Annotated in this window: 16 protein-coding genes and 1 other RNA gene; 5 read left to right on the top strand and 12 right to left on the bottom strand. The window is 35.8% G+C overall.

What is annotated here, in order from left to right:
- Nucleotides 1-191: 191 nt before the first annotated feature.
- The 7 genes from rnc to pbpC form a co-directional block, all read right to left on the bottom strand.
- Entirely contained in the window at nucleotides 192-917 is a 726-nt protein-coding gene (rnc, locus tag PN450_RS09855) for a ribonuclease III (RefSeq protein ID WP_213719557.1), read from the bottom strand.
- A gap of 194 nt (nucleotides 918-1,111) precedes the next feature.
- Nucleotides 1,112-2,059: a DUF4435 domain-containing protein gene (locus tag PN450_RS09850; protein ID WP_271836158.1), complete on the bottom strand. Its 948-nt coding sequence runs from the start codon at nucleotides 2,057-2,059 to the stop codon at nucleotides 1,112-1,114.
- A complete protein-coding gene (locus PN450_RS09845; RefSeq protein WP_271836157.1) occupies nucleotides 2,059-3,417 on the bottom strand; it encodes an AAA family ATPase in 1,359 nt (452 codons plus the stop codon). The genes PN450_RS09850 and PN450_RS09845 overlap by 1 nt, the downstream gene beginning before the upstream one ends.
- A gap of 159 nt (nucleotides 3,418-3,576) precedes the next feature.
- An RNA gene (gene rnpB, locus PN450_RS09840) (RNase P RNA component class A) lies at nucleotides 3,577-3,940 on the bottom strand.
- Between the two features lie 52 nt (nucleotides 3,941-3,992).
- Nucleotides 3,993-4,691: a hypothetical protein gene (locus PN450_RS09835; protein ID WP_148761166.1), complete on the bottom strand. Its 699-nt coding sequence runs from the start codon at nucleotides 4,689-4,691 to the stop codon at nucleotides 3,993-3,995.
- Nucleotides 4,692-4,869: 178 nt separating this feature from the next.
- Nucleotides 4,870-5,271, bottom strand: a complete 402-nt coding sequence (locus tag PN450_RS09830) for a GxxExxY protein (protein WP_027401813.1) — start codon at nucleotides 5,269-5,271, stop codon at nucleotides 4,870-4,872.
- 418 nt (nucleotides 5,272-5,689) lie between these two features.
- Complete coding sequence (gene pbpC, locus PN450_RS09825; protein ID WP_271836159.1) at nucleotides 5,690-8,041, bottom strand: penicillin-binding protein 1C; 2,352 nt, start codon at nucleotides 8,039-8,041, stop codon at nucleotides 5,690-5,692.
- A 152-nt stretch (nucleotides 8,042-8,193) separates the two neighbouring features.
- Between pbpC and PN450_RS09820 the strand changes: the two genes are divergently transcribed.
- The 3 genes from PN450_RS09820 to PN450_RS09810 all read left to right on the top strand — a co-directional run bounded on the left by PN450_RS09820 (nucleotide 8,194) and on the right by PN450_RS09810 (nucleotide 16,202).
- Nucleotides 8,194-13,902: an alpha-2-macroglobulin family protein gene (locus PN450_RS09820; protein WP_271836156.1), complete on the top strand. Its 5,709-nt coding sequence runs from the start codon at nucleotides 8,194-8,196 to the stop codon at nucleotides 13,900-13,902.
- A 167-nt stretch (nucleotides 13,903-14,069) separates the two neighbouring features.
- Nucleotides 14,070-14,765, top strand: a complete 696-nt coding sequence (locus tag PN450_RS09815) for a hypothetical protein (RefSeq protein ID WP_015083481.1) — start codon at nucleotides 14,070-14,072, stop codon at nucleotides 14,763-14,765.
- Between the two features lie 90 nt (nucleotides 14,766-14,855).
- Entirely contained in the window at nucleotides 14,856-16,202 is a 1,347-nt protein-coding gene (locus tag PN450_RS09810) for a hemolysin family protein (RefSeq protein WP_168653821.1), read from the top strand.
- Nucleotides 16,203-16,204: 2 nt separating this feature from the next.
- On the opposite strand, the gene rdgB is transcribed toward PN450_RS09810, so the two are convergent.
- Entirely contained in the window at nucleotides 16,205-16,777 is a 573-nt protein-coding gene (gene rdgB / locus PN450_RS09805) for an RdgB/HAM1 family non-canonical purine NTP pyrophosphatase (protein ID WP_271836155.1), read from the bottom strand.
- A 21-nt stretch (nucleotides 16,778-16,798) separates the two neighbouring features.
- Here rdgB and PN450_RS09800 point away from each other — a divergent pair, with 21 nt between their 5' ends.
- The gene (locus PN450_RS09800; protein ID WP_271836154.1) at nucleotides 16,799-16,933 is read left to right on the top strand and encodes a hypothetical protein; all 135 of its coding nucleotides are present in this window, start codon (nucleotides 16,799-16,801) and stop codon (nucleotides 16,931-16,933) included.
- Here PN450_RS09800 and PN450_RS09795 read toward each other — a convergent pair.
- The 3 genes from PN450_RS09795 to PN450_RS09785 all read right to left on the bottom strand — a co-directional run bounded on the left by PN450_RS09795 (nucleotide 16,925) and on the right by PN450_RS09785 (nucleotide 18,544).
- The gene (locus tag PN450_RS09795; protein WP_271836153.1) at nucleotides 16,925-17,533 is read right to left on the bottom strand and encodes a Uma2 family endonuclease; all 609 of its coding nucleotides are present in this window, start codon (nucleotides 17,531-17,533) and stop codon (nucleotides 16,925-16,927) included. The two genes, PN450_RS09800 and PN450_RS09795, sit on opposite strands and share 9 nt — an antisense overlap.
- Nucleotides 17,534-17,730: 197 nt before the next feature.
- Nucleotides 17,731-18,024 carry a hypothetical protein gene (locus tag PN450_RS09790; protein ID WP_168696208.1) on the bottom strand — a complete coding sequence of 98 codons (294 nt, stop codon included), beginning with the start codon at nucleotides 18,022-18,024 and terminating at the stop codon, nucleotides 17,731-17,733.
- A gap of 349 nt (nucleotides 18,025-18,373) precedes the next feature.
- Nucleotides 18,374-18,544, bottom strand: a complete 171-nt coding sequence (locus PN450_RS09785) for a chlorophyll a/b-binding protein (protein WP_015083487.1) — start codon at nucleotides 18,542-18,544, stop codon at nucleotides 18,374-18,376.
- Nucleotides 18,545-18,795: 251 nt separating this feature from the next.
- Between PN450_RS09785 and ald the strand changes: the two genes are divergently transcribed.
- Nucleotides 18,796-19,887 (top strand): alanine dehydrogenase, encoded by a 1,092-nt coding sequence (gene ald, locus PN450_RS09780; RefSeq protein ID WP_271836152.1) that lies wholly within the window; start codon nucleotides 18,796-18,798, stop codon nucleotides 19,885-19,887.
- Here ald and PN450_RS09775 read toward each other — a convergent pair.
- Nucleotides 19,833-20,014 (bottom strand): hypothetical protein (locus tag PN450_RS09775; RefSeq protein ID WP_271836160.1); only part of this gene is annotated, 182 nt, incomplete at its 5' end. The genes ald and PN450_RS09775 overlap by 55 nt on opposite strands.

The raw sequence follows: 20,014 nt of genomic DNA, 5'->3' as shown, positions 1-20,014 counted from the left end.
TTTTTGATCTGTGACAGTTTGGGGTGCGGAATGTGGGGTGTAAAGAAACGTAAAATCGCCCAAACCCTCTTCACTCTTGCCTCTTGCCTCTTGCCTTTTGCCTTGCCATAACGACAATTTTCAACGCCAACCTACTTATACAGCACTTTCCGGTGTTATGAGGTACATATCCAACGGGCAAGATGCCCGCACTACAAGAGATCTGTAACAGGTGTGCTAATTGCTGAATAGGCAACTTTGGCAGCGGCTTGTTCAGCGGCTTTAATGGAGCGTCCTTTGCCTTGTCCTAACATTTTTTCATGTAGCCAAACTTCAGCAAAGAAGCGTTCATGAGTGCGGTGGGGTTGACTGACTTCCAAAACTCGATATTCTGGGAGAACTTTGAATTGGGCTTGAGTCCATTCTTGCAAAGCCGCTTTATAATTAAGTCTAGCAGGGTCAAGACGGATTTCTGTGGTTAGCTGTTGGAAATGGGAATCTAGCCAAGGACGAATCAGATTGAGATTGTTGGTGCTAAGATACAGCGCCCCTAGAACGGCTTCAAAAGAATCTGCTAATCGGGATTCTTGACCAACATGATCAGCGGTGGCACTACCAGCCACCAATAAATATAATTCTAAACCATATTCTCTTGCTAATTGGGCGAGAATGCGATCGCTCACCAAAACGGAACGAATAGCGGCAAAATCACCAACGGAGCAATCAGGGTAATGTTCCCATAATACCACAGCCGCTACAAGACGTACCACCGCATCGCCCACAAATTCTAGTTGTTCATAATTGGCGGTATCGGAGACGGTAGGATGAGTTAGAGCCAAGTCCAATAATTGCCACTTTACAGGTGCATTTAGTGACAAACCAAACTTTTGAACTAAACTTTCAAGCTGCCGTTGTCTTCGGGGATAAACGCTGGACATTAGGTAAGTGTGGAAAAAAGGGCTAATAACTCTTAACTTAGCATTAAATTATAAAGTATAAATACAAGTCTGTTTTTTGTTTAAAAACTTACTGTGTTAGCATTTTCATAACTTCAACTAGCTGCGGAATGTAGAATTAGCATAGGATACCATACAATAAAAACATAAAAGAAGAGATAGACTGACATTTATTCCTATTGTATCACTTGCATTAAATAAGCATTCAAACTTTCAGGAGTTTCAGCATAGCCATTAAATGCTACAAGTGCTTGTTCATTGTTAAGTATAGGATGTGGACTGGTATAGTCATTATTAAAAGTGAAACTTAATTTTTCTGCAATGAACAATTTACTTTTACAAGAATCTCTTAAAATTAACCTTAAAAATACTAACACAAACCACATTTCATATTTTCCTCGGAAAATCTTATAATGTTCACAATTAGTAAATTCAGTCATTTTATTATTTAAAATATCTGCTGGAATTTCTGGAGCATTTGGAAACTTTTGTTTGATTTCTTCCAAATCATAATTTGCCGAAACTGACTCTAAAGTTAAATCAATAAAATTTTCAAAATCTTTAGAAAGATTATCAGATAAATTTACACCTATTTCTCTCCCTGTAGAATTTCTAATTTCTACCAAACAAGCATACCAAGCATTAAGCAAAATTGTAGCTTGATGAAATTCTTCTTGTCTATCTTTAAAAAGAGTTATACAAACTTGAAAATCCGGATCACTAACCTCTGATAAATGACATTCATTTTTGAGTATTTCTTTAAAAACATTTACTGAAACATAAAAATTTTCAATTGAATAACAAGGTGTTTCAAATATTGGTGGGTTATGAGGTGGTAAAGGTTCATTAAAATCTCTATCAATGAAAAATGCTTTCTTATATTTATCATATTCTCTATGAATAGTAATAAGTCGGTAAACGTCTAATACTTTATCTCGTCCACCGCACATGATTGGGTGATAGTTATCTATAAAATGCTTGATTCGTGGAACATAGTAAGCATTATCCTTCCCTTCAAAAAAGCAAAACAAGCCATTTTTATTTTGTCTTGTATGCAGGGCAAATTCTTGATAGGAAACCTGGGGTTTATCTCGACTCTGTTTGAGTTTATCTAAGTATGACATTAGGCTATAATCATTTCTGAAGGTTGAATATATTGGTCAAATCCAATAGCATATTTATCTAGTTCATTATCAAAAATAAATGGAGAGTGAGTTACTGCTAAAAGTAATTCGCATTTTCCTGAATTGATAATATCTGGAAGTAATTGTCGTTGCCAGATCATTGATAATGATAATTCCGGTTCATCAAAAAGTATAATAAATCTTTTGTTACTTTCAGAAAGGTATATTTTGGAAAATGTAGAAATAATTTGCTTTTCTCCAGAAGAAAGTTTACTCAAGTCAATTTCAGCATCAGTTTTTTTTGATTTGATAAATATTTTGATGGCACTTTCATCATAAAATACTCTTTTATTGATTAAATATTTATTACAAACGTCTTTAAATTTCTTCACCGAGTCATCTAATTCTTTTTGTTTATCATATATTTCTACTAATTTTTTTAAAATATAAGTTAGTGATGGATTTTCAAATGATTGATTTTTAACACTATTTCTAATTTCATTTTTATCATTTTCAGATAATTCTTTACCAACTCTTGCTAAAATAATTTCAATATCATTTTCATTAATTTTACTTAAAAAATTATTATCTGTGTGAGAAAATCCTTTTATTAATTGACTTAAAATTTCCGAAGTGATTTTAGAAAATCCTTCTTTTAAGAGTTTATCAATTTTACTTTCAATTTGAGTAAAACGTTTTTGCACATCATCCATTCCAAACTGAATCAGTGTATTTTCTTGATTTAAAATTTCATCATCATTATAACCTAAATTATGTAAATCTTCTTCAACCCGTCTATAAGTGGGAAAATACATAATCTCAGTATTTCCAATTCCTGATTCAATTTCTTTTTCACATTGACTAAAAAAAGGGTTGAATATGTCTACTCTTTTTCTCCCAATTTGTATAACAAAAGTACCGCGTTTTCTTGGTTCATAGATAGTTTTATAATCATCTGAAGTATAGACCAAATCTATTCTACTTTGTATAAATTTATTTTTTAAAATCTCAGTTTTAAAAAATAAATCCTGATAGCGACTTGGATGTGTAATTTGATGATTAACTTCATCCATAATTATAGGATTATCGTAAATTTCTTTAACCAATTCATCTACATAAAATTTAGTGATCTCGATAGATTTTCTATCATTAAATGATAAAACTAATCTATCAAATTTAAATTCACCAAGTTTAAAAAAATTTCGTGTTAAAATATAATAAAAAAGATTTAAAACTTGAGTTTTGCCAATTCCATTTTCACCAACTAGTATTTTTATATTCTCATCAAAAGGAATGTGTACTTCATCTGTTCCAAAAAGACCATACACCGAAAAAGATTTTATATTACTTGTGTTCATTTTATTGTCCATATTAATAACCATAGCTATATATTATGTCATAAGTTGTCAAATAGCTCTATTCAAAATTTCATTAGCTAAAATGTTTCAGTCTCTCTCATTTTCTGTAGTAATTGAAAAAACGAACTATGGAAAATAAAACATCCATAATTCGTTTTCAAAGAGAGTCGGTGGTAAGCCGGGTTCTGTTCTCATGCGAGGGCAGTTATCTATCTGGGATGCTTGTTACCAAACACCTCTAGCGGCTCTTTTTCAGCGGAACTGGTAAAAGACCAACCGTAGTTCCTTGCGGCCTTGCTTCCAACCGGGGTTTACCGAGCCAACGCCTCTCGACGCTGCTGGTGCGCTCTTACCGCACCTTTGCACCCTTACCAACCAATAAATTGACTGGCGGTATCTTTCTGTGGCACTATCCTCACGATCGCTCGCACTGGACGTTATCCAGCAAGTTTGGTCTTTCGGAAGCCCGGACTTTCCTCAAACCAGTCTTTATGACTAATCTGCAACTGCCTACGCCTACTCTCTCTTTCTCTAGTTTACTTTTAATTACATGAAAATCGCAAGACTCAGATAGATTACTTTTTATTCCAAGGTAAAGCGTAGGTCCAAGGGATTTTTTTAATAGTAAAAGGACAATTAATAATTGACACTGGAGGAACATTTATTCCCGGTGCAATACCGGCTCTGATTTCTGAAATTCGCAATACAAGTTGTAAGGAAAATTCTAAATTTTTTTTGCCATCTAAAAAGTCTTTATATAACTTTTTATTCCCTTTAACTCCCGCTACATTAATTAAAGGTGAGGCCGGTTTATAGACTCCTGATTCTTTATCTCTTTGAAAAACATCTTCTGCGGTGACATTTTCAGAAATTGTCTTTTTAGGAGCGATAATTGTCGGAACTTGGAATATAGCTAAATCGCGGGTTAAATCAGGAGATTTGCGAATTACTCGCCGCGACTGCTTGCTATGTTCAACCACGAAAGAACTATTATCCCAGTCAACATATATGGCAATACTATCTGATTTATTTTCAACACTCATTGATAATTCTTTTAGATCCGTTTCCACTTTATCTAGTCCATAAGTACCTGTCTTGAAGGAAATACCCACGGTGTCTTGGAGATTTTGTGCTTTTAATTGATCATCAACAGCACCTTTTTGGAAATCAACTTTTACTATATCGTCTATAGATGCAATCATGCGATTGATTGTCCAATAGACAACAAGTATATAAATCATCAAAATAATCAGATTTTGGTCGCCACTCTGCATTTTTATAACCCTGATTTTCTACCAATTTCAAAATTGTAACATAGTCTAAACTATGATTTTTATGATTTATGTGATTTATGTGATGAAGTTGTATGATGCAATTGAATGTAATTTTTACAGGTGTGACTCTAAATCATCCAAATCACAAGAATCACAAGAATCATCCAAATCATAAGAATCATAGTTCAGACGTTTTATATTTCTTATTAGTAAGTCTTTTAAAGTTCAAACTGGTTTCACCGAAATTGATTAGTAACCCAATCTCAAGATTATATGCTTCTAAGTAGTTAATTGCTTGTGCAAAATGAACGTCTTCTAATTTAGTTACTGCTTTTATTTCAACTGAAATAACACCTTCGACCAAAAAATCTACTCGTCGTGTTCCTATTTGTTCTTTTTTGTAAAAAATTGGCATTTCAAATTCTCTTGCAAAAGAAATACCCGCCAATTGCATTTCAATTACCAATGCTCTTTGATAAATTACTTCTTGAAAACCATTACCCAATGTTTTATGCACAGTCATAGAACATCCAATGATTTTGGATGTCAGTTCCGAGTATTTATACTTTTCATTGATCATCTTTTTTTGACCCTAACTTACCCTACCTTACTTGATTATTGTCTAAACTATAATTACTTTGATTCAATGATTACCATATTAAATCATCATGATCACCAAAATCACTACAAATCATAGTTTAGACAGATGCAGGGAAAGAAAAGCAGTTCATAAATTAACTCGCGTGTTCCCAGTCGCTGAGTGATTCAGACTGTTTATTTTTAGCTTTAGTTTTACGAACTGGTACTTTAGGGGTCCCAATATCAACAGGAGGAAACGACTGTTTCTTTTTAGTAGACTTGCGTTCTTGTGTATTTTTCATGACTATTTTCACTTCCTAAAAACTTTTAACCACATTTACATTATCAACTTTGATTTATCAACTCCCGGATAAAAGATTGAGGTGATTATGCAAAATTCATCAATCTCTAATATTCTATTATTTAGTGGGATTTGCTACAGAAAAACCTTGTTTTTTAGGTTGGATATTTCCTAACTTTACTTGAAAGTTTATTTGGTCGTGTAGGTTGCCAGTTCTAGCTTCTAACTGCCAATTACCAGGGCGTAAATGCCAAAATATCCCATTACTTGATTGTGTAGATAAATGCTGATCATTTAGCCACCAGTCTATGGACTGATTTAATGTTCCACTAGCTTTAAATTCTAATTTTTGCTGTCCGTCTCCACCTGGATACAGCAGAAATAAATCCCCATTACGAGGAGAGATAATGCGGAAATTATCAGGATTAAAATTCAATTGTGGTTGTTTTGCTAACCATTGATCATACACAGGTGATAAATGGAAATCCGTAGATTTTTGATAAGCAATTTTATCTTTGACAGAGAAATATTCCTGAACTACGGAAGTACAGCTAGGTGTAGGTTTTAACCCTGTGGTGGCGCAGATAGGCAATTTTATCATGTCTGCTGGAGGTGGAAAATCAGCGGGGGCTTGATGTTCGTGCAGATTTAACATGATTCTATTCCACAAAGGTGCAGCCCCTGTGACACCGGAAACTTGACGCATGGGTTCACCGTTGAAATTACCTACCCACGTAGCCACAGTATAATCACTGCTAAAGCCTACAGTCCAGGTATCACGATAGTTTGAAGATGTACCAGTTTTGACAGCGACGGGAAATGGCAAATTTAACACTGAGTCTACACCAAAAGCTGTGGATCTGGCATAGCGATCGCTTAACATATCAATAATTAATTGCCAATTACTGGAAACTAAAGATTGAGAATTGGCAATTGGAGAACTATTTAATGTAGTTACCAATGGTGTGATTTTCCCCATATTAGCCATAGTTAAATAGGCACTAGCCAGTTCCCATAAATTCACCTCACCACTACCCAAAGTCAACCCTAAACCATAATATTCAGCATCTTGATTTAGATGTGCAAAACCCAATTCATGCAGCCGATTTAAAAAAGTTTCTACACCCACCTTTTCTAATACCTTTACCGCAGGTACATTTAAAGAATTCGCCAAAGCAACTCTGACTCTGACAGGACCAAGAAAGCTGTTAGTATAATCTGTCGGACTATATAATTTTGCTCCCGGAATTGCATAATGAGTAGGAACATCTGCCAAAATAGTATGAGGACTAATTACGCCTTTTTCTAAAGCTAATTCATACACAAATGGCTTTAAAGTAGAACCTGGTTGGCGCAAAGCTTGGACTCCATCATTTCGCCCTAATTTCACATCATTAAAATAATCAGGCGAACCGACATAAGTTAAAATCTCCCCAGAGGAGTTGTCAATTATCACCGCTGCTGCATCATGGACATTATTCGCCTTTAAAGAAGAAATTACTTGTTGTACCTGTGCTTCCACAAATTGCTGTAAAGGGCGATTTATTGTCGTACGAATAGGTGATGATTCTGTATTATGCGTATTGTTTTTTGTTGCTAACCAAAATAAAAAATGTGGTGCAGCAATAATTCCCTGTTGCTGGGGGTTAAATATTATTTTCTCTTGATATATAAGTTCTACTTCTGCATCAGAAATATATTTTTCCTGTACCATTCTGTTTAACACATATTTCTGTCGTTGCTGTAATCTTTTTTGATGTTTATAAGGATTAAAATAAGTGGGATTATTAGGAATTGCTGCTAAAATAGAAGCTTGTGCTAAGTTTAAATCACTTGCAGGAATAGCAAAGTAAATTCGCGCCGCAGCTTCCACCCCATAAATATTTCCGCCCATGGGGAGACGATTAATATAAGCAGCTAAAATTTCATCTTTAGTCATTCCCGCAGCTAATCGCCAGGATAACCAAACCTCTTTTAATTTTGCAGTCATTGTTCGCGGTGAATTATCCAACATTCTCGCTAATTGCATGGTAATTGTGGAAGCACCAGAAACAATTCTTTTATTTTCTACTCCTATTTTAATTGCCCGCAAAATCGCTTTTAAATCTAACGCCCCATGTTGATAAAAACTACCGTCTTCAGCCGCCAAAATTGCTTTGATAAATTGAGGTGAAACTTGATTTAATTTCACAACTGATGTATTTTCTTGATTACTGGTTAATACAGTTCCTAATGGTAAATTATTCCGATCTGTAAACTCTATTGCTAATTGATGCTGGGCAATATCTACACTATGAATAGGTGCAAAATAGGGGCATAATCGGACTAAAAAACATATCAATATGCAGGAGAAAATAATTTTATTTAGTTTGTAGTTGCGCTTTAGTTTCAATTTATATGATTTTATTTCACGCAGAGTCGCAGAGGCGCGAAGAGTAAGAGTTTTGAGGACATGAGTTAGTAAATTCATCACAATGTTAAGAATTGTATGGTTTATTGGGAATTGTCACACTAGATTAGTTATCTATATATCAATCCTTTTTGATTTGTGTACAGAATTTTTTATCTAACCACAGAGGCACAGAGAACACAGAGGAATGCGATGTTTACATTTTATTTAATATGAAGATCATAAAAATATTTAAGTTCCTGGTTATTGTTATTCTCGTATGCGGAATGACGGGTTGTAATTTTATTGGTATTCAATCAGGTAAGGAACAATTACCAATGGTTGAGTCTTTAATAACGCCAAAGTTACCAGATTGGATAGAACAAATCAGTCCTGTGGGAGATGCAAAACCTCTGGGGCAAATTCGTATCCGTTTTAAAGAAGCTGTAATTCCTATTGAAAGTCTTGATAGTCCCCAACAACAAAATTTATTAACTAAATTTGCCATTTGGCCTCCTTTACCGGGACAGTTTCGCTTTTTAACTCCGCGTATGGTGGGTTTTCAAGCTGATAAAGCTATACCGAAAGCGACGCGAGTTAAGGTTACTCTCAAAGCTGGTTTAGCTGATTTAAAAAATCATCGGTTAAATCAAGATTTGGCTTGGACTTTTAATACTCAATCTATTCAAATTACTAATTTACCAGGGGTTAACCCCATGGAAAAAGCGGAAGTTGAACCAATTGATTTACAACCAAAGTTGCAATTTACCTCTAATTTAGCATTGGATCTAGATTCTGTCCAAAAGCATTTACAGTTAATTCCTGAAGGTAAAACTCAAGGTGTGGGTTTTAAGGTGGAATTAGCGAAGGAAGAAACACCAGAAAATTTAGATCCTTTAGAAAAATTTGATCCTGCAACTAAAAATTGGATTTATAATCTGATTCCTCAGCAAAATCTGGAAAAAGCCACACCTTACCGTTTAACTTTTTCTCCTGGTATTCTTCCTGCTAATGGTAATTTACCAAGTCAAAAAGAATTTGTCAGTAAATTAGCGACTTATTCACCTTTGGGATTTGTGGGAATTAAACCCTATGGAGAACCAGATTCAGGTGGAACTTATGGCAGATTTATTAAAGGTAGTCCCCAGTTAGAATTTAATAATCTTTTATTAGCAGATTCCGTTAAGGAAAATATTAAAATTAAGCCAACACCAAAAAATATTGATGGTGTACTGCAAATTTCTGGAGAAGATAGAATTGTCAGCATTAATCCTTATGCTTTAGAACCAGCTACTACTTATACAATTAATATTGAGAAAAATCTCAAAGATAAATTTGGACAAACTTTAGGTAAACCACTCACAATTAAATATGATACTGGTGATATAGCTGGGAATATTTCTGTACCCTCAGATTTAAATATTTTCCCCACAGATAAAGATCTACAAATTAATATTGATACTATTAATTTACCAGAATCAAAATATCAAGCAGCTTATCGTATTGTTAAGCCAACAGATTTAGTTTATACAAATACTGCTAATGATTTATTACCCGAACCTGCTAAATGGCAAGATTTCACAATTAATGGTAAGCAAAATCAATCCTTAACTATCAATGTTCCCCTCAAAGAAAAATTAAGGACTACTCAGGGAATGTTAGCTTATGGAGTGCAAGCACGAACTCATAAATATCAAGAAGACGGTAAACAATTGTGGAGAGAACCGACAACTTATGGAATGGTACAATTAACCAATTTAGGTATCTTTTCTCAATGGTTTCCAGAATCCGGTTTAATTCGGGTTCATTATATTAGTAATGGTTCACCAGTTAAAGCGGCAAATATTGAAGTTTATCAATCAAAATTAGCTGATAAATCTCGTCCTCAACCTGTACCATGTGCAACTGGGAAAACTGATGAAAAAGGAATTTTAATCATTGAAAATAATCAATTAATCCAATGTTATCCCAAATTAAAATCTAGTTTACCACAATTATTAGTAATTGCTAGTGAAAATCAAGATTGGGCATTTACTAGAAATGAAGAATATAGTGGTGCTTATGGTTATGGAATTGATGCTGGTTGGGAAGCTGATAAACCAGAATCACGAGGCATAATTTTTTCTGATAGAAAGTTATATCAACCCGGAGAAAAAGCGGCTTTTACTGCTTTTGCAGATTATTTAGAAAAAGGTAAAGTTCAGGAAGATAAAAATGCAGTTTATCAATTAACTCTAGTCAACACTACTGGGAAAAATACAGATTTAGGCACAAAAACAACTAATGAATTTAGTACATTTTCTTTAGAGTTACCGATTCCCAAAAATCAGCCTTTAGGATTTTATACTATTAAAGCAAAAGGTAACAAGGGACAAGAAATTTCTGGAGAGTTTCGAGTAGCAGAATTTAAACCACCAAATTTTAAAGTTGATTTACAGCTAAATAAAAAATATGCGGTAATTGATGACAAAATTGATGTGCAAGTAGGAAGTAATTATTTATTTGGTTCCCCAGTGGAAGGAGGAGAAGCTAAATATTTTGTCACTCGTCAACAGGCTAATTTTATCCCTAAAGGTTGGGAGGAATTTAGTTTTGGGAGACAATGGTTTTGGCCAGAAGAAAGTCCCAATGTTCCTAATGATGTTTTACAAACTAACACTAAATTAGATGCTAATGGGAAAAGTAATCAAACTTTAACTGTAGCTAAAGATTTACCCTACCCTATGACTTACCGGGTAGACGTGCAAATTAGTGATGTTTCTAATTTATCGGTTGCTAATTCCCAAACTTTTACTGCTTTACCCAGTGACCGAATCATTGGTTTAAAAAGTAATTTTGTCGCTGACGCTGGTCAAGATTTTCCTGTAGAATTTATTGTCACTGACCCAACGGGAAAACCTCTAGAAAATCAAAGGATACATCTGGAATTACAACAGATGAAATATAGCAGCGTTACCAAAATCGTTGAAGGTAGTAAAACTCCACAAAATCAGGTTGAATATCAGACAGTTGGGAAAACAGATATTACATCTGGGAATACTCCCCAAACAGTCAATTTCAAACCTACCATATCAGGTTCATATCGGATTCGCGCTAATTTTAGTGATAATAGAGATGAAATTACAGCCACAGATTTACAAATTTGGGTGACAGGAGAAAATCAAGTATTTTGGGGTGGAGAAGAAAAAGATAAGTTGTCAGTTAAATTAAATAAAAAAGAGTTTAAATCTGGAGACACAGCAACAGCTTTAATTCAATCTCCCTACCCAGAAGGAGAATTATATTTTGCAGTCATTAAAGATAAACCTCTCTATCAACAAGTTATCAAAATTAAAGGAGGTGCGCCCCAAATTCAGTTTCCAATTACGCCAGAAATGTTACCTAATGCAGCAGTAGAAGCGGTATTAGTCAGACAAGGTAAACCACTCAATCAAGTAGAACCGGGAAGTTTAGAAAATTTAGCAAAAATTGGTTTTGCAGCTTTTAAAGTTAACCTAGAAGATAAATATTTAAAGTTACAAGTTAACCCAATTGAAAAATCTTTAGAACCTGGAAAAGAAGCAAATGTAGAATTAGAATTAAAAGATGATCAAGGAAAACCCACCACAGGACAATTTACTGTCATGGTGGTGAATGAAGCCATATTACAATTAACTGGTTATCGTCCGCCAAATTTGGTAGATACTGTCTATGCAGAACAACCAATTTCTACCCGATTTAGTGATAATCGTCGTCATGTTAAATTAGCCCCATTACCGGCAAGTTTACCCAAGGGTTGGGGTTATGGTGGTGGCTTCTCTAATGCTTTAGCAAATACTCGGATTCGTGAAGATTTTCAAGCTTTAGCTTATTACAATGGTTCGGTAATTAGTGATGAAAATGGTAAAGCCAAAATCACCTTTAAATTACCCGATAATTTAACAACTTGGCGGATAATGGTAGTGGCTACAGATGGAAATTTGCGGTTTGGCAATGGTGACGCAACATTTATCACCACAAAGCCATTAATAACTAATGCTATTCTGCCACAATTTGCCCGCACAGGCGATCGCATTTTTGCAGGTTTATCCGTCACCAATACCACCACAAACACTGGAAATCTGACTATTAAAGGTGAACTTAGCGGTTCTCTCAACTTCGCAGAAAATAATCCCAAAACCACCACATTACAACCAAAAGCCGAGTCAGCAACCCAAGCTTATCGCTTCCCCATGATAGCGGGTAATGTGGGACAAGGTAAACTCACATTTACCACCCAATTAAATAATATTGCTGATGCTTTTACTGTCCCTTTGGAAATTAAACCTTTAGAAATTACTGAACAAGTTGTAGAAACTGGTGTTAGTGAAAAACAGCTAAAAATTCCCCTGAATATTAATAAAAATACCTTCCGCGAAGCCGGAGGTTTAGATATTCAATTAGCCAGTACCTTAATTCCAGAAATTACAGCACCTGCAAAACAAGTTTTAGAAAATAATAATTTACCATTTGCAGAACCAGCCGCAAGTCAATTATTAATTGCGGCAAATCTGCAAACCCTCACCCAAAAATATAATCAAACCTTTGCAGAATTTAATCCTCAAGCACAAGCAAAATTAGCAATTGCACAATTACAAAAATTGCAAATAGCAGATGGTGGTTTTGCAGCATTTCCAGGACAACAAAAATCAGATCCTTGGGTTTCTAGTTATGCAACAGAATCTTTAGTTAAAGCTAATCAAATTTTTCCTGATTTGGTTGATAGTAAAATCATCTCTACTCTGAAAACTTATCTGCAAAATGTTCTTGCAAATCCTGGACAATATGACTTTTGTAAACAGAAACTTTGTAAATCTCAATTGCAACTAAATTCTTTAATTGCCTTAGCACAATTAGGAGATAAACGCAATAGTTTTCTGTCAGATATTTATCACCAACGTGATGATTTTGATCTAGTTACTCAAATCAAATTAGCCAGATATCTATATCAATTTCCTGAATGGCAAAATCAAGCGCAAATTATGCGTGTGCAATTCCAAAAGAATATTTATGAAACTGGACGTACCGCAGTTGTAAACTTACCTCAAAGTTGGAGTTGGATGAGTTCAAATACTGTCACCCAAGCCCAAGCTTTACGGTTATTTATTGACCAAAAAACCAACCCAGAAATCATTGATAAATTACTGCAAAGTCTTCTTAATTTACGCAGAGATGGCACATGGGAATCTAGTTATAATAACGCCCAAGCCCTCATAGCTTTAGTTGCATATAGTCAACTTCAACCCACACCACCTAATTTTATGACTACGGTAAAATTAGCAAATCAGAAATTAGGAGAAACCCGTTTTAATGGCTATCAAAATCCCAACTTGCAAATAAATGTTCCCATGAATAAATTACCCCAAGGTAATCGTGATTTATGGTTACAAAAATCTGGAAGAGGCAGATTACATTATTTAGTTGCTTACAAATATCGGTTACAAGGAAATCAACCAGGAAGATTTAACGGTTTACGAGTAACGCGAGAAATTAGTAAAGTCAATGAAGAGAAAGTTATTCAAAAAACTGGAATGTATGCTTTTGATAAACCTTTAACTTTACAACCTGGACAAATCTTTGATATTGGGTTAGAAATAATTACAGATCATCCTGTAGATCATGTAGTCATAAAAGACCCCTTACCCGCAGGATTTGAAGCTGTAGATGATAGTTTTCAAACAGCAACACCAGCATTACAAGCAAAAGCCGATAATTGGCAATTAGGATATAAAACAATCCATAAAGATCGAATTATTTCCTATGCAAATCATCTCGAACCGGGAGTTTATAGTTTACATTATTTAGTTCGTTCTGTGACTCCAGGAACATTTATTTGGCCTGGTGCGGAAGTTCATCTTCAATATGCACCAGAAGAATTTGGACGAAGTGCAGATTCTACTTTAATATTGGCAGAAAAAAAGTGATAATTTGAGCGTGGGCAGAAAGAAAGCAAAGATCTAAGACCCCTCAACTCCTATCAATGGCATAGAGTTGTAAATTTTGCTAAGATTAATAATGCCAAACTCAAAAATCCTGAGTAGCATATATAGTAACTAAATCTGAATTCCTATTCGCTGATAACTACACTGCCATGAAAATAAATACTACTGTACTACTAACCTTAATTTTGTTAACCCTCATGTTGGGTGCTGGTTCTGCAAGTGGTTTTTTGGGCTTTACCTTGGGAAGTATGGCACTTAAAGGTGTCACTACACCAGATGGTCGTCCTGCGACTAAATTTAACAGCAGCAAAGCCAATAACCCCCAACAGGAAAGTGAAGCTTTCTTAAAAGAAGAAGATATTCTCAAAGTCGTGAAATCACGAATTAGCGACCAAAAAAAGGGTAATAAACCAGACAAATCAGAAGAAGAAGAAATTAAAATTACCCAGCCGCAGCCACAGGAAAAATCCGCAGCACCAGAAACTTCTCAACCAGGATTTCCTATAACTGCTGAAAGTGAAGGTGTAACTATGTCTGTAAAATCTATCCGCTATTCGGGTGGTGATTTACTACTAAAAGTGAATATGCAGAATAAAGGTGGTGATTCTGTGCGGTTTCTCTATAGTTTTTTAGATATTACCGACGATAAAGGCAGAACTTTGAGTGCAATTACAGAAGGTTTACCAGCAGAATTGCCCGCAAAAGGTGCGGAATTTAAAGGTACAATTAGCATTCCCACAGCTTTACTTGATGATGTCAAACAGATATCTCTATCTTTGACTGATTATCCTGCTCAAAAACTCAAGTTACAATTATCTGATATTCCTGTAGAAAAAGGGAATTAAGATTCCATTTTGGACTTTAATTTCGCTCAGTCGCAGGATTTTAGATGGTATTTTCTTACACTAATGTCAAATTTGACATCACCTTAGACAGTGAGTGCTTTTTCTACTTTAAGTTGGACAGATGTGGGGCTGCGGTTGTGTAGTGTGCTAGTGCTAATTGCTATCAATGCCTTTTTTGTGACGGCAGAGTTTGCAATGGTGACAGTGCGGCGAACTCGGATTCAACAGTTAGTACAAGCGGGTGATTTCCGAGCGATGTCCGTGGAAACACTACAGCGTAGTATTGATAGATTACTATCTACAGCCCAACTAGGTATCACCCTTTCTAGTCTGGCACTGGGTTGGATTGGCGAAAGTACAATTGCTGTATTGGTAGAAAAATGGCTCGATTCCTGGCCGTTACCTTTCAGAATTAATTATCTACTAGCTCATTCTTTATCGGTCCCCATGGCCTTTTTTGCCATTGCTTACCTACAAATCGTCTTAGGCGAATTGTGTCCAAAATCAGTAGCAATGTTGTATTCAGAACATCTAGCTAGGCTTTTAGGTCCATCAGTTAAATCAATAGTCCGTTTTTTTAGTCCCTTTATTTGGGTTCTCAACCACTCAACTTATTGGCTATTACGATTATTTGGGATTGAATACACGGGACAAAGTTGGCGGCCTCCAGTCACACCAGAAGAATTACAATTAATTATCTCCACAGAACGAGAATCTACAGGTTTAGAAAATGCAGAACGAGAACTCTTAAATAACGTCTTTGAATTCGGAGATATTACGGCTGAAGACATCATGATTCCCCGAACTAGCATTATTGCTTTACCCATAACCGCCAGTTTTCAGGGATTACTTGAGGAAATAGCATCTACTGGTCACTCTCGTTATCCGATCATTGGCGAATCTTTAGACGACATTCGCGGTATAGTTTACTTTCAAGATTTAGCACAACCCTTGGCTTTAGGAAAAATCACACCAGAAACACAAATCCAACAGTGGATGCGTTCGCCCCGATTTGTGCCAGAACAAACCCTATTAAGTGAACTTTTGCCAATGATGCAGCAAGAGAAACCCTCTATGGTAATGGTAGTCAATGAATTTGGGGGAACTGTCGGACTGGTGACTACTCAAGACATTATTGCTGAAATTATCGGTCATTCCGGTGAACTTGATAGCATTAATGATTTGCTGATCCAAATGGTAGACCAACAGACATTTTTAGTGCAAGCTCAAATTAATCTAGAAGAAGTTAATCAAGTCTTACATCTTAATTTACCTTTAACTAGAGAATATCTGACTTTGGGCGGATTTTTACTTTATCAATGCCAAAAAATCCCCAAGAAAGGCGAAATCTTTAATTATGATCATCTTGAATTTACGGTGATCTCAATTATTGGTCCGCGTCTTCACCAAATCCAAATTAAGATTTTAGATTCTTAATCTTAAATGCTCAATAACTGAGGAACTAAAGCTTTTAAAGCATTACCACGATGACTAATTGATTTTTTTAAATCCGTCGTCATTTGAGCAAAAGTCAATTGTTTCTCTGGTACATAAAAAACCGGATCATAACCAAAACCACCATCTCCAGCAGGTGCAAACAAAATTTCACCGTGACAAATACCCTCAGATTGAATTACTATTTCTCCTTGAGGATTTGCAACTGCGATCGCACACACAAATTGAGCTTGACGATTTTCCTGATCACCTAATTCTCTTAATAACCTCTCAATCCTTTCTGTATCCGTGTTCCCATAACGAGCAGAATACACCCCCGGCGCACCATTGAGAGCATCTACCTTTAAACCAGAATCATCAGCGATCGCCCAATTACCTGTAAATTTGGCAATTTCTGAGGCTTTCAGACCAGCATTTTCCGCAAAAGTTTCTCCCGTTTCTTCCACATCCAAATCTTCCGGTTTTAAAGCTAATTCCCACCCAGAATCAGCTAAATAAGCTTGCATTTCCCGCAATTTACCGGGGTTTCCTGTCGCTACTACTAGTAATTTATTCATTGGTTAGTTGTCAGTTGTCAGTTGTCAGTAGGGGCGAAGCATTTGGAAGATAAATTATCGGTCATTGCCAAAAATAGTCCTCCAAATGCTTCGCCCGTACAGTTGTCCGTTGTTAATAAAAAGGTAATCACCAAATTCCGGGATTTTTTATTCTAAATTTTCCGAGAAATTGACTTTTTTATATAATTGCTTCCAAGATAATTCTACATTAATTGATGACAAATTTATCAGAGCATCTTCAGTTTCATACTCTGTCAAAATCCATTGATTTTCCGAAGTTTTCACATACTGCATTACATAATATTTAGTTTGGTCAATTAAAATATATTCTTTAAATTCAGGAATTGAGCGATAATAAAGAAACTTATCACCACGGTCATAATCTTTTGTTGATTTAGATAAAACTTCCACAATTAACACAGGATTAGTAACTATTGTAGTATTCGCACTGTAATAAACAGGCTGACCCTCAATTACCATCACATCAGGATAAGTAAATTCCCGATAGCGTGGTATCCACAATTTCACATCACCAATATAAATTTCATAGTCCAAATCATTTAACGCCACATTCAAGCCAGTTGCTAAATTTAACGCCAGTTTATTATGATTTATTGTTCCACCAGTCATAGATATAATTTCTCCATCTCGATATTCATTCTTATAATCAGCTTTTTCCTCTAATTCTAAATATTCTTCTGGAGTATAGTAAGCCGTAACTACTTTGATTTCTTGGGTAGTAGTTTGTAGTTTCATCGTTCTATTTAGTAATAGTTACTAATTGAATTTTACTTGATTTTGAATAATGTAAATTTCTGACAAAGACCACATATAACCAGTAGTCCTGAATCTTCCCAAAATTTCCAAACATAGCACATTGTAGGCAAACGAGGTACAAACTTTCATCACAAAACCTTGTACCTCAAGCGTTTTACCGCTGACCGCTTCGGTAATTACTGACGGGGTTTCTTCTTGGAAACCTTTAATACAGGTAAAGCATCAGCCGAAGACTGAGGAGGTAAATAATATTGAGCAACAGGCTCTTCTGGTAAAGCCGGACGTTGCTGCATTCGCCATAATTTAAAGACGAGAGCTATTCCAACTGTTCCTAAACCAAAGATGAAAAGTGACCAACTATCATCCAAACCACCAATGAGAGCATCTATTGTTCCCGCTGTTATCAATGCGCTAATGATAGGTTCTTTGCGGTAGGCTGACTTTAAAAAACGAGGTAATACAGCATTCATCACAGCTTACTTAGTTCCACTTAGAGTTTTTGTATAAACTTACTCAGAATATCCTAACTACAATTTGTCTATTTGATTAGAGGCAAATAATAGCACAAATAATTGTAATTTCCTTTGCCGAAAAAGGGAGTACGGTAATTAACACCCTAGAAGTAATTGCTTTGAGGATCATCACAATTATTTCCATTGTACTAGGACTGACGCACGAAATTAATTTAGCGAAACAGACTGTGAGGACAAAAATCAACTGAAAACTAATGTAGAGACATTCCATGGAACATCTCTACACCTAAATTCATGCTTTATTAAACTATGCCACGCAAGTTATCAGTAACGCCAGATTAGAAGTCTACTTCAAACCGAGCCATGCAATTACACCTTGATTGGTAGCATATTCGATTATCACCATTAAAACAAAGCCAATCATAGCCGCTCTGCCATTTAAACGCTCGGCATATTCATTAAAACCAAACTTAGGTTGTTCTAATTTAGGGGTAATAGTTGGTTGTTGTTGTGTCATAATCAGTGATTCCTTTCTTGATAATTGGCAAACAAAAATTTACAGGGATTTTTCAAGTAAATTGTCGGGGATGGTCGTCGGTACTTAACAATTTTTAATTATTCTTTATCTATTGTAAGAAACCTGGCGAATTAGTCAAGGTGTAGCGTGAGGGAGACTAAAAAATTTTGGATTTTGAATTACTGAATACGGAAATAATCAGCTAGGTACTGGCACGCTAAAGTGAAACAATAAAATATAAGAGGTTATCAATGGAAATTGGTGTTCCCAAGGAAACTAAAGATCAAGAATTTCGGGTAGGTTTAAGTCCTTCCAGTGTTCGGGTATTACGAGAAAATGGTAATAATATTTTTGTAGAAAGTGAAGCTGGTACGGTTGCGGGATTTACTGATGAAGACTACCGTAATGCTGGAGCAGAAATTGTAGATAAAGCCGATGCTGCTTGGAATCGGGAGTTAGTTGTTAAGGTAAAAGAGCCTTTAGTAAGCGAGTATAAATTTTTGCAGAAAGGACAATTGTTATTTACTTATTTACATTTAGCTGCAAATCGTCAACTAACAGAACATTTAATTGATTGTGGCACTTGTGCGATCGCTTATGAAACCGTAGAACAACCAGGAGCAAATAAACTCCCCTTACTCACCCCCATGAGTATTGTTGCTGGTCGGTTAGCCGTACAATTTGGCGCAAGATTCCTAGAAAGTCAACAAGGAGGAAGAGGCGTACTTTTAGGAGGTATCCCCGGAGTCAAAGCCGGTAAAGTCGTGATTTTAGGTGGTGGTGTAGTCGGTACAGAAGCCGCAAAAATCGCCGTCGGTATGGGTGCAATGGTGCAAATATTAGATGTCAACGTGGAACGCCTATCTTACCTAGAAACCCTCTTTGGTTCGAGAGTAGAACTACTTTACAGCAATTCCGCCCATATTGAAGCCGCAGTTAAAGATGCAGATTTACTGATTGGTGCAGTTTTAATTCCTGGTAAAAAAGCCCCCATTCTAGTATCTCGTGCATTAGTTAAACAAATGCGTCCTGGTTCAGTGATTGTAGATGTCGCTGTAGACCAAGGTGGTTGCGTGGAAACATTACACCCCACATCTCACACCAAACCAGTATACATTGATGAGGGAGTAGTGCATTATGGAGTTCCTAATATGCCAGGAGCAGTGCCTTGGACATCCACACAAGCCCTCAACAACAGCACCTTACCCTATACTGTCCAGTTAGCAAACCTGGGACTTAAAGCTTTAGACATTAACCCAGCCTTAGCAAAAGGTTTAAACGTCCAAAATCATCGGCTTGTACATTCTGCTGTCCAAGAAGTCTTCCCCGATTTAGTTGGGTAATTGGTAATTGGTAATTGGTGATTGGTAATTGGTGATTGGTGATTGGTGATTGGTGATTGGTAAAATTCAACCCAGTCCCCAGTCCCCAGTCCCCAGTCCCCAGTCCCCAGTCCCCAGTCTATTTCAC

The organism is Dolichospermum lemmermannii CS-548, from assembly GCF_028330815.1.
GTDB lineage: Bacteria > Cyanobacteriota > Cyanobacteriia > Cyanobacteriales > Nostocaceae > Dolichospermum > Dolichospermum lemmermannii.
The sequence above is the reverse complement of the archived record's forward strand: the minus strand, read 5'-3'. Positions and strand labels throughout refer to the sequence as shown.

Excerpts from the sequence above, each read along its gene's own strand:
- rnc (WP_213719557.1), bottom strand. The coding sequence starts at position 917 with ATGTCCAGCGTTTATCCCCGAAGACAACGGCAGCTTGAAAGTTTAGTT.
- ald (WP_271836152.1), top strand. The coding sequence starts at position 18,796 with ATGGAAATTGGTGTTCCCAAGGAAACTAAAGATCAAGAATTTCGGGTA.
- PN450_RS09815 (WP_015083481.1), top strand. The coding sequence starts at position 14,070 with ATGAAAATAAATACTACTGTACTACTAACCTTAATTTTGTTAACCCTC.
- PN450_RS09785 (WP_015083487.1), bottom strand. The coding sequence starts at position 18,544 with ATGACACAACAACAACCAACTATTACCCCTAAATTAGAACAACCTAAG.
- pbpC (WP_271836159.1), bottom strand. The coding sequence starts at position 8,041 with ATGAATTTACTAACTCATGTCCTCAAAACTCTTACTCTTCGCGCCTCT.
- PN450_RS09850 (WP_271836158.1), bottom strand. The coding sequence starts at position 2,059 with ATGTCATACTTAGATAAACTCAAACAGAGTCGAGATAAACCCCAGGTT.
- PN450_RS09835 (WP_148761166.1), bottom strand. The coding sequence starts at position 4,691 with ATGCAGAGTGGCGACCAAAATCTGATTATTTTGATGATTTATATACTT.
- PN450_RS09790 (WP_168696208.1), bottom strand. The coding sequence starts at position 18,024 with ATGAATGCTGTATTACCTCGTTTTTTAAAGTCAGCCTACCGCAAAGAA.
- PN450_RS09830 (WP_027401813.1), bottom strand. The coding sequence starts at position 5,271 with ATGATCAATGAAAAGTATAAATACTCGGAACTGACATCCAAAATCATT.
- PN450_RS09845 (WP_271836157.1), bottom strand. The coding sequence starts at position 3,417 with ATGAACACAAGTAATATAAAATCTTTTTCGGTGTATGGTCTTTTTGGA.
- PN450_RS09820 (WP_271836156.1), top strand. The coding sequence starts at position 8,194 with ATGAAGATCATAAAAATATTTAAGTTCCTGGTTATTGTTATTCTCGTA.
- rdgB (WP_271836155.1), bottom strand. The coding sequence starts at position 16,777 with ATGAATAAATTACTAGTAGTAGCGACAGGAAACCCCGGTAAATTGCGG.
- PN450_RS09795 (WP_271836153.1), bottom strand. The coding sequence starts at position 17,533 with ATGAAACTACAAACTACTACCCAAGAAATCAAAGTAGTTACGGCTTAC.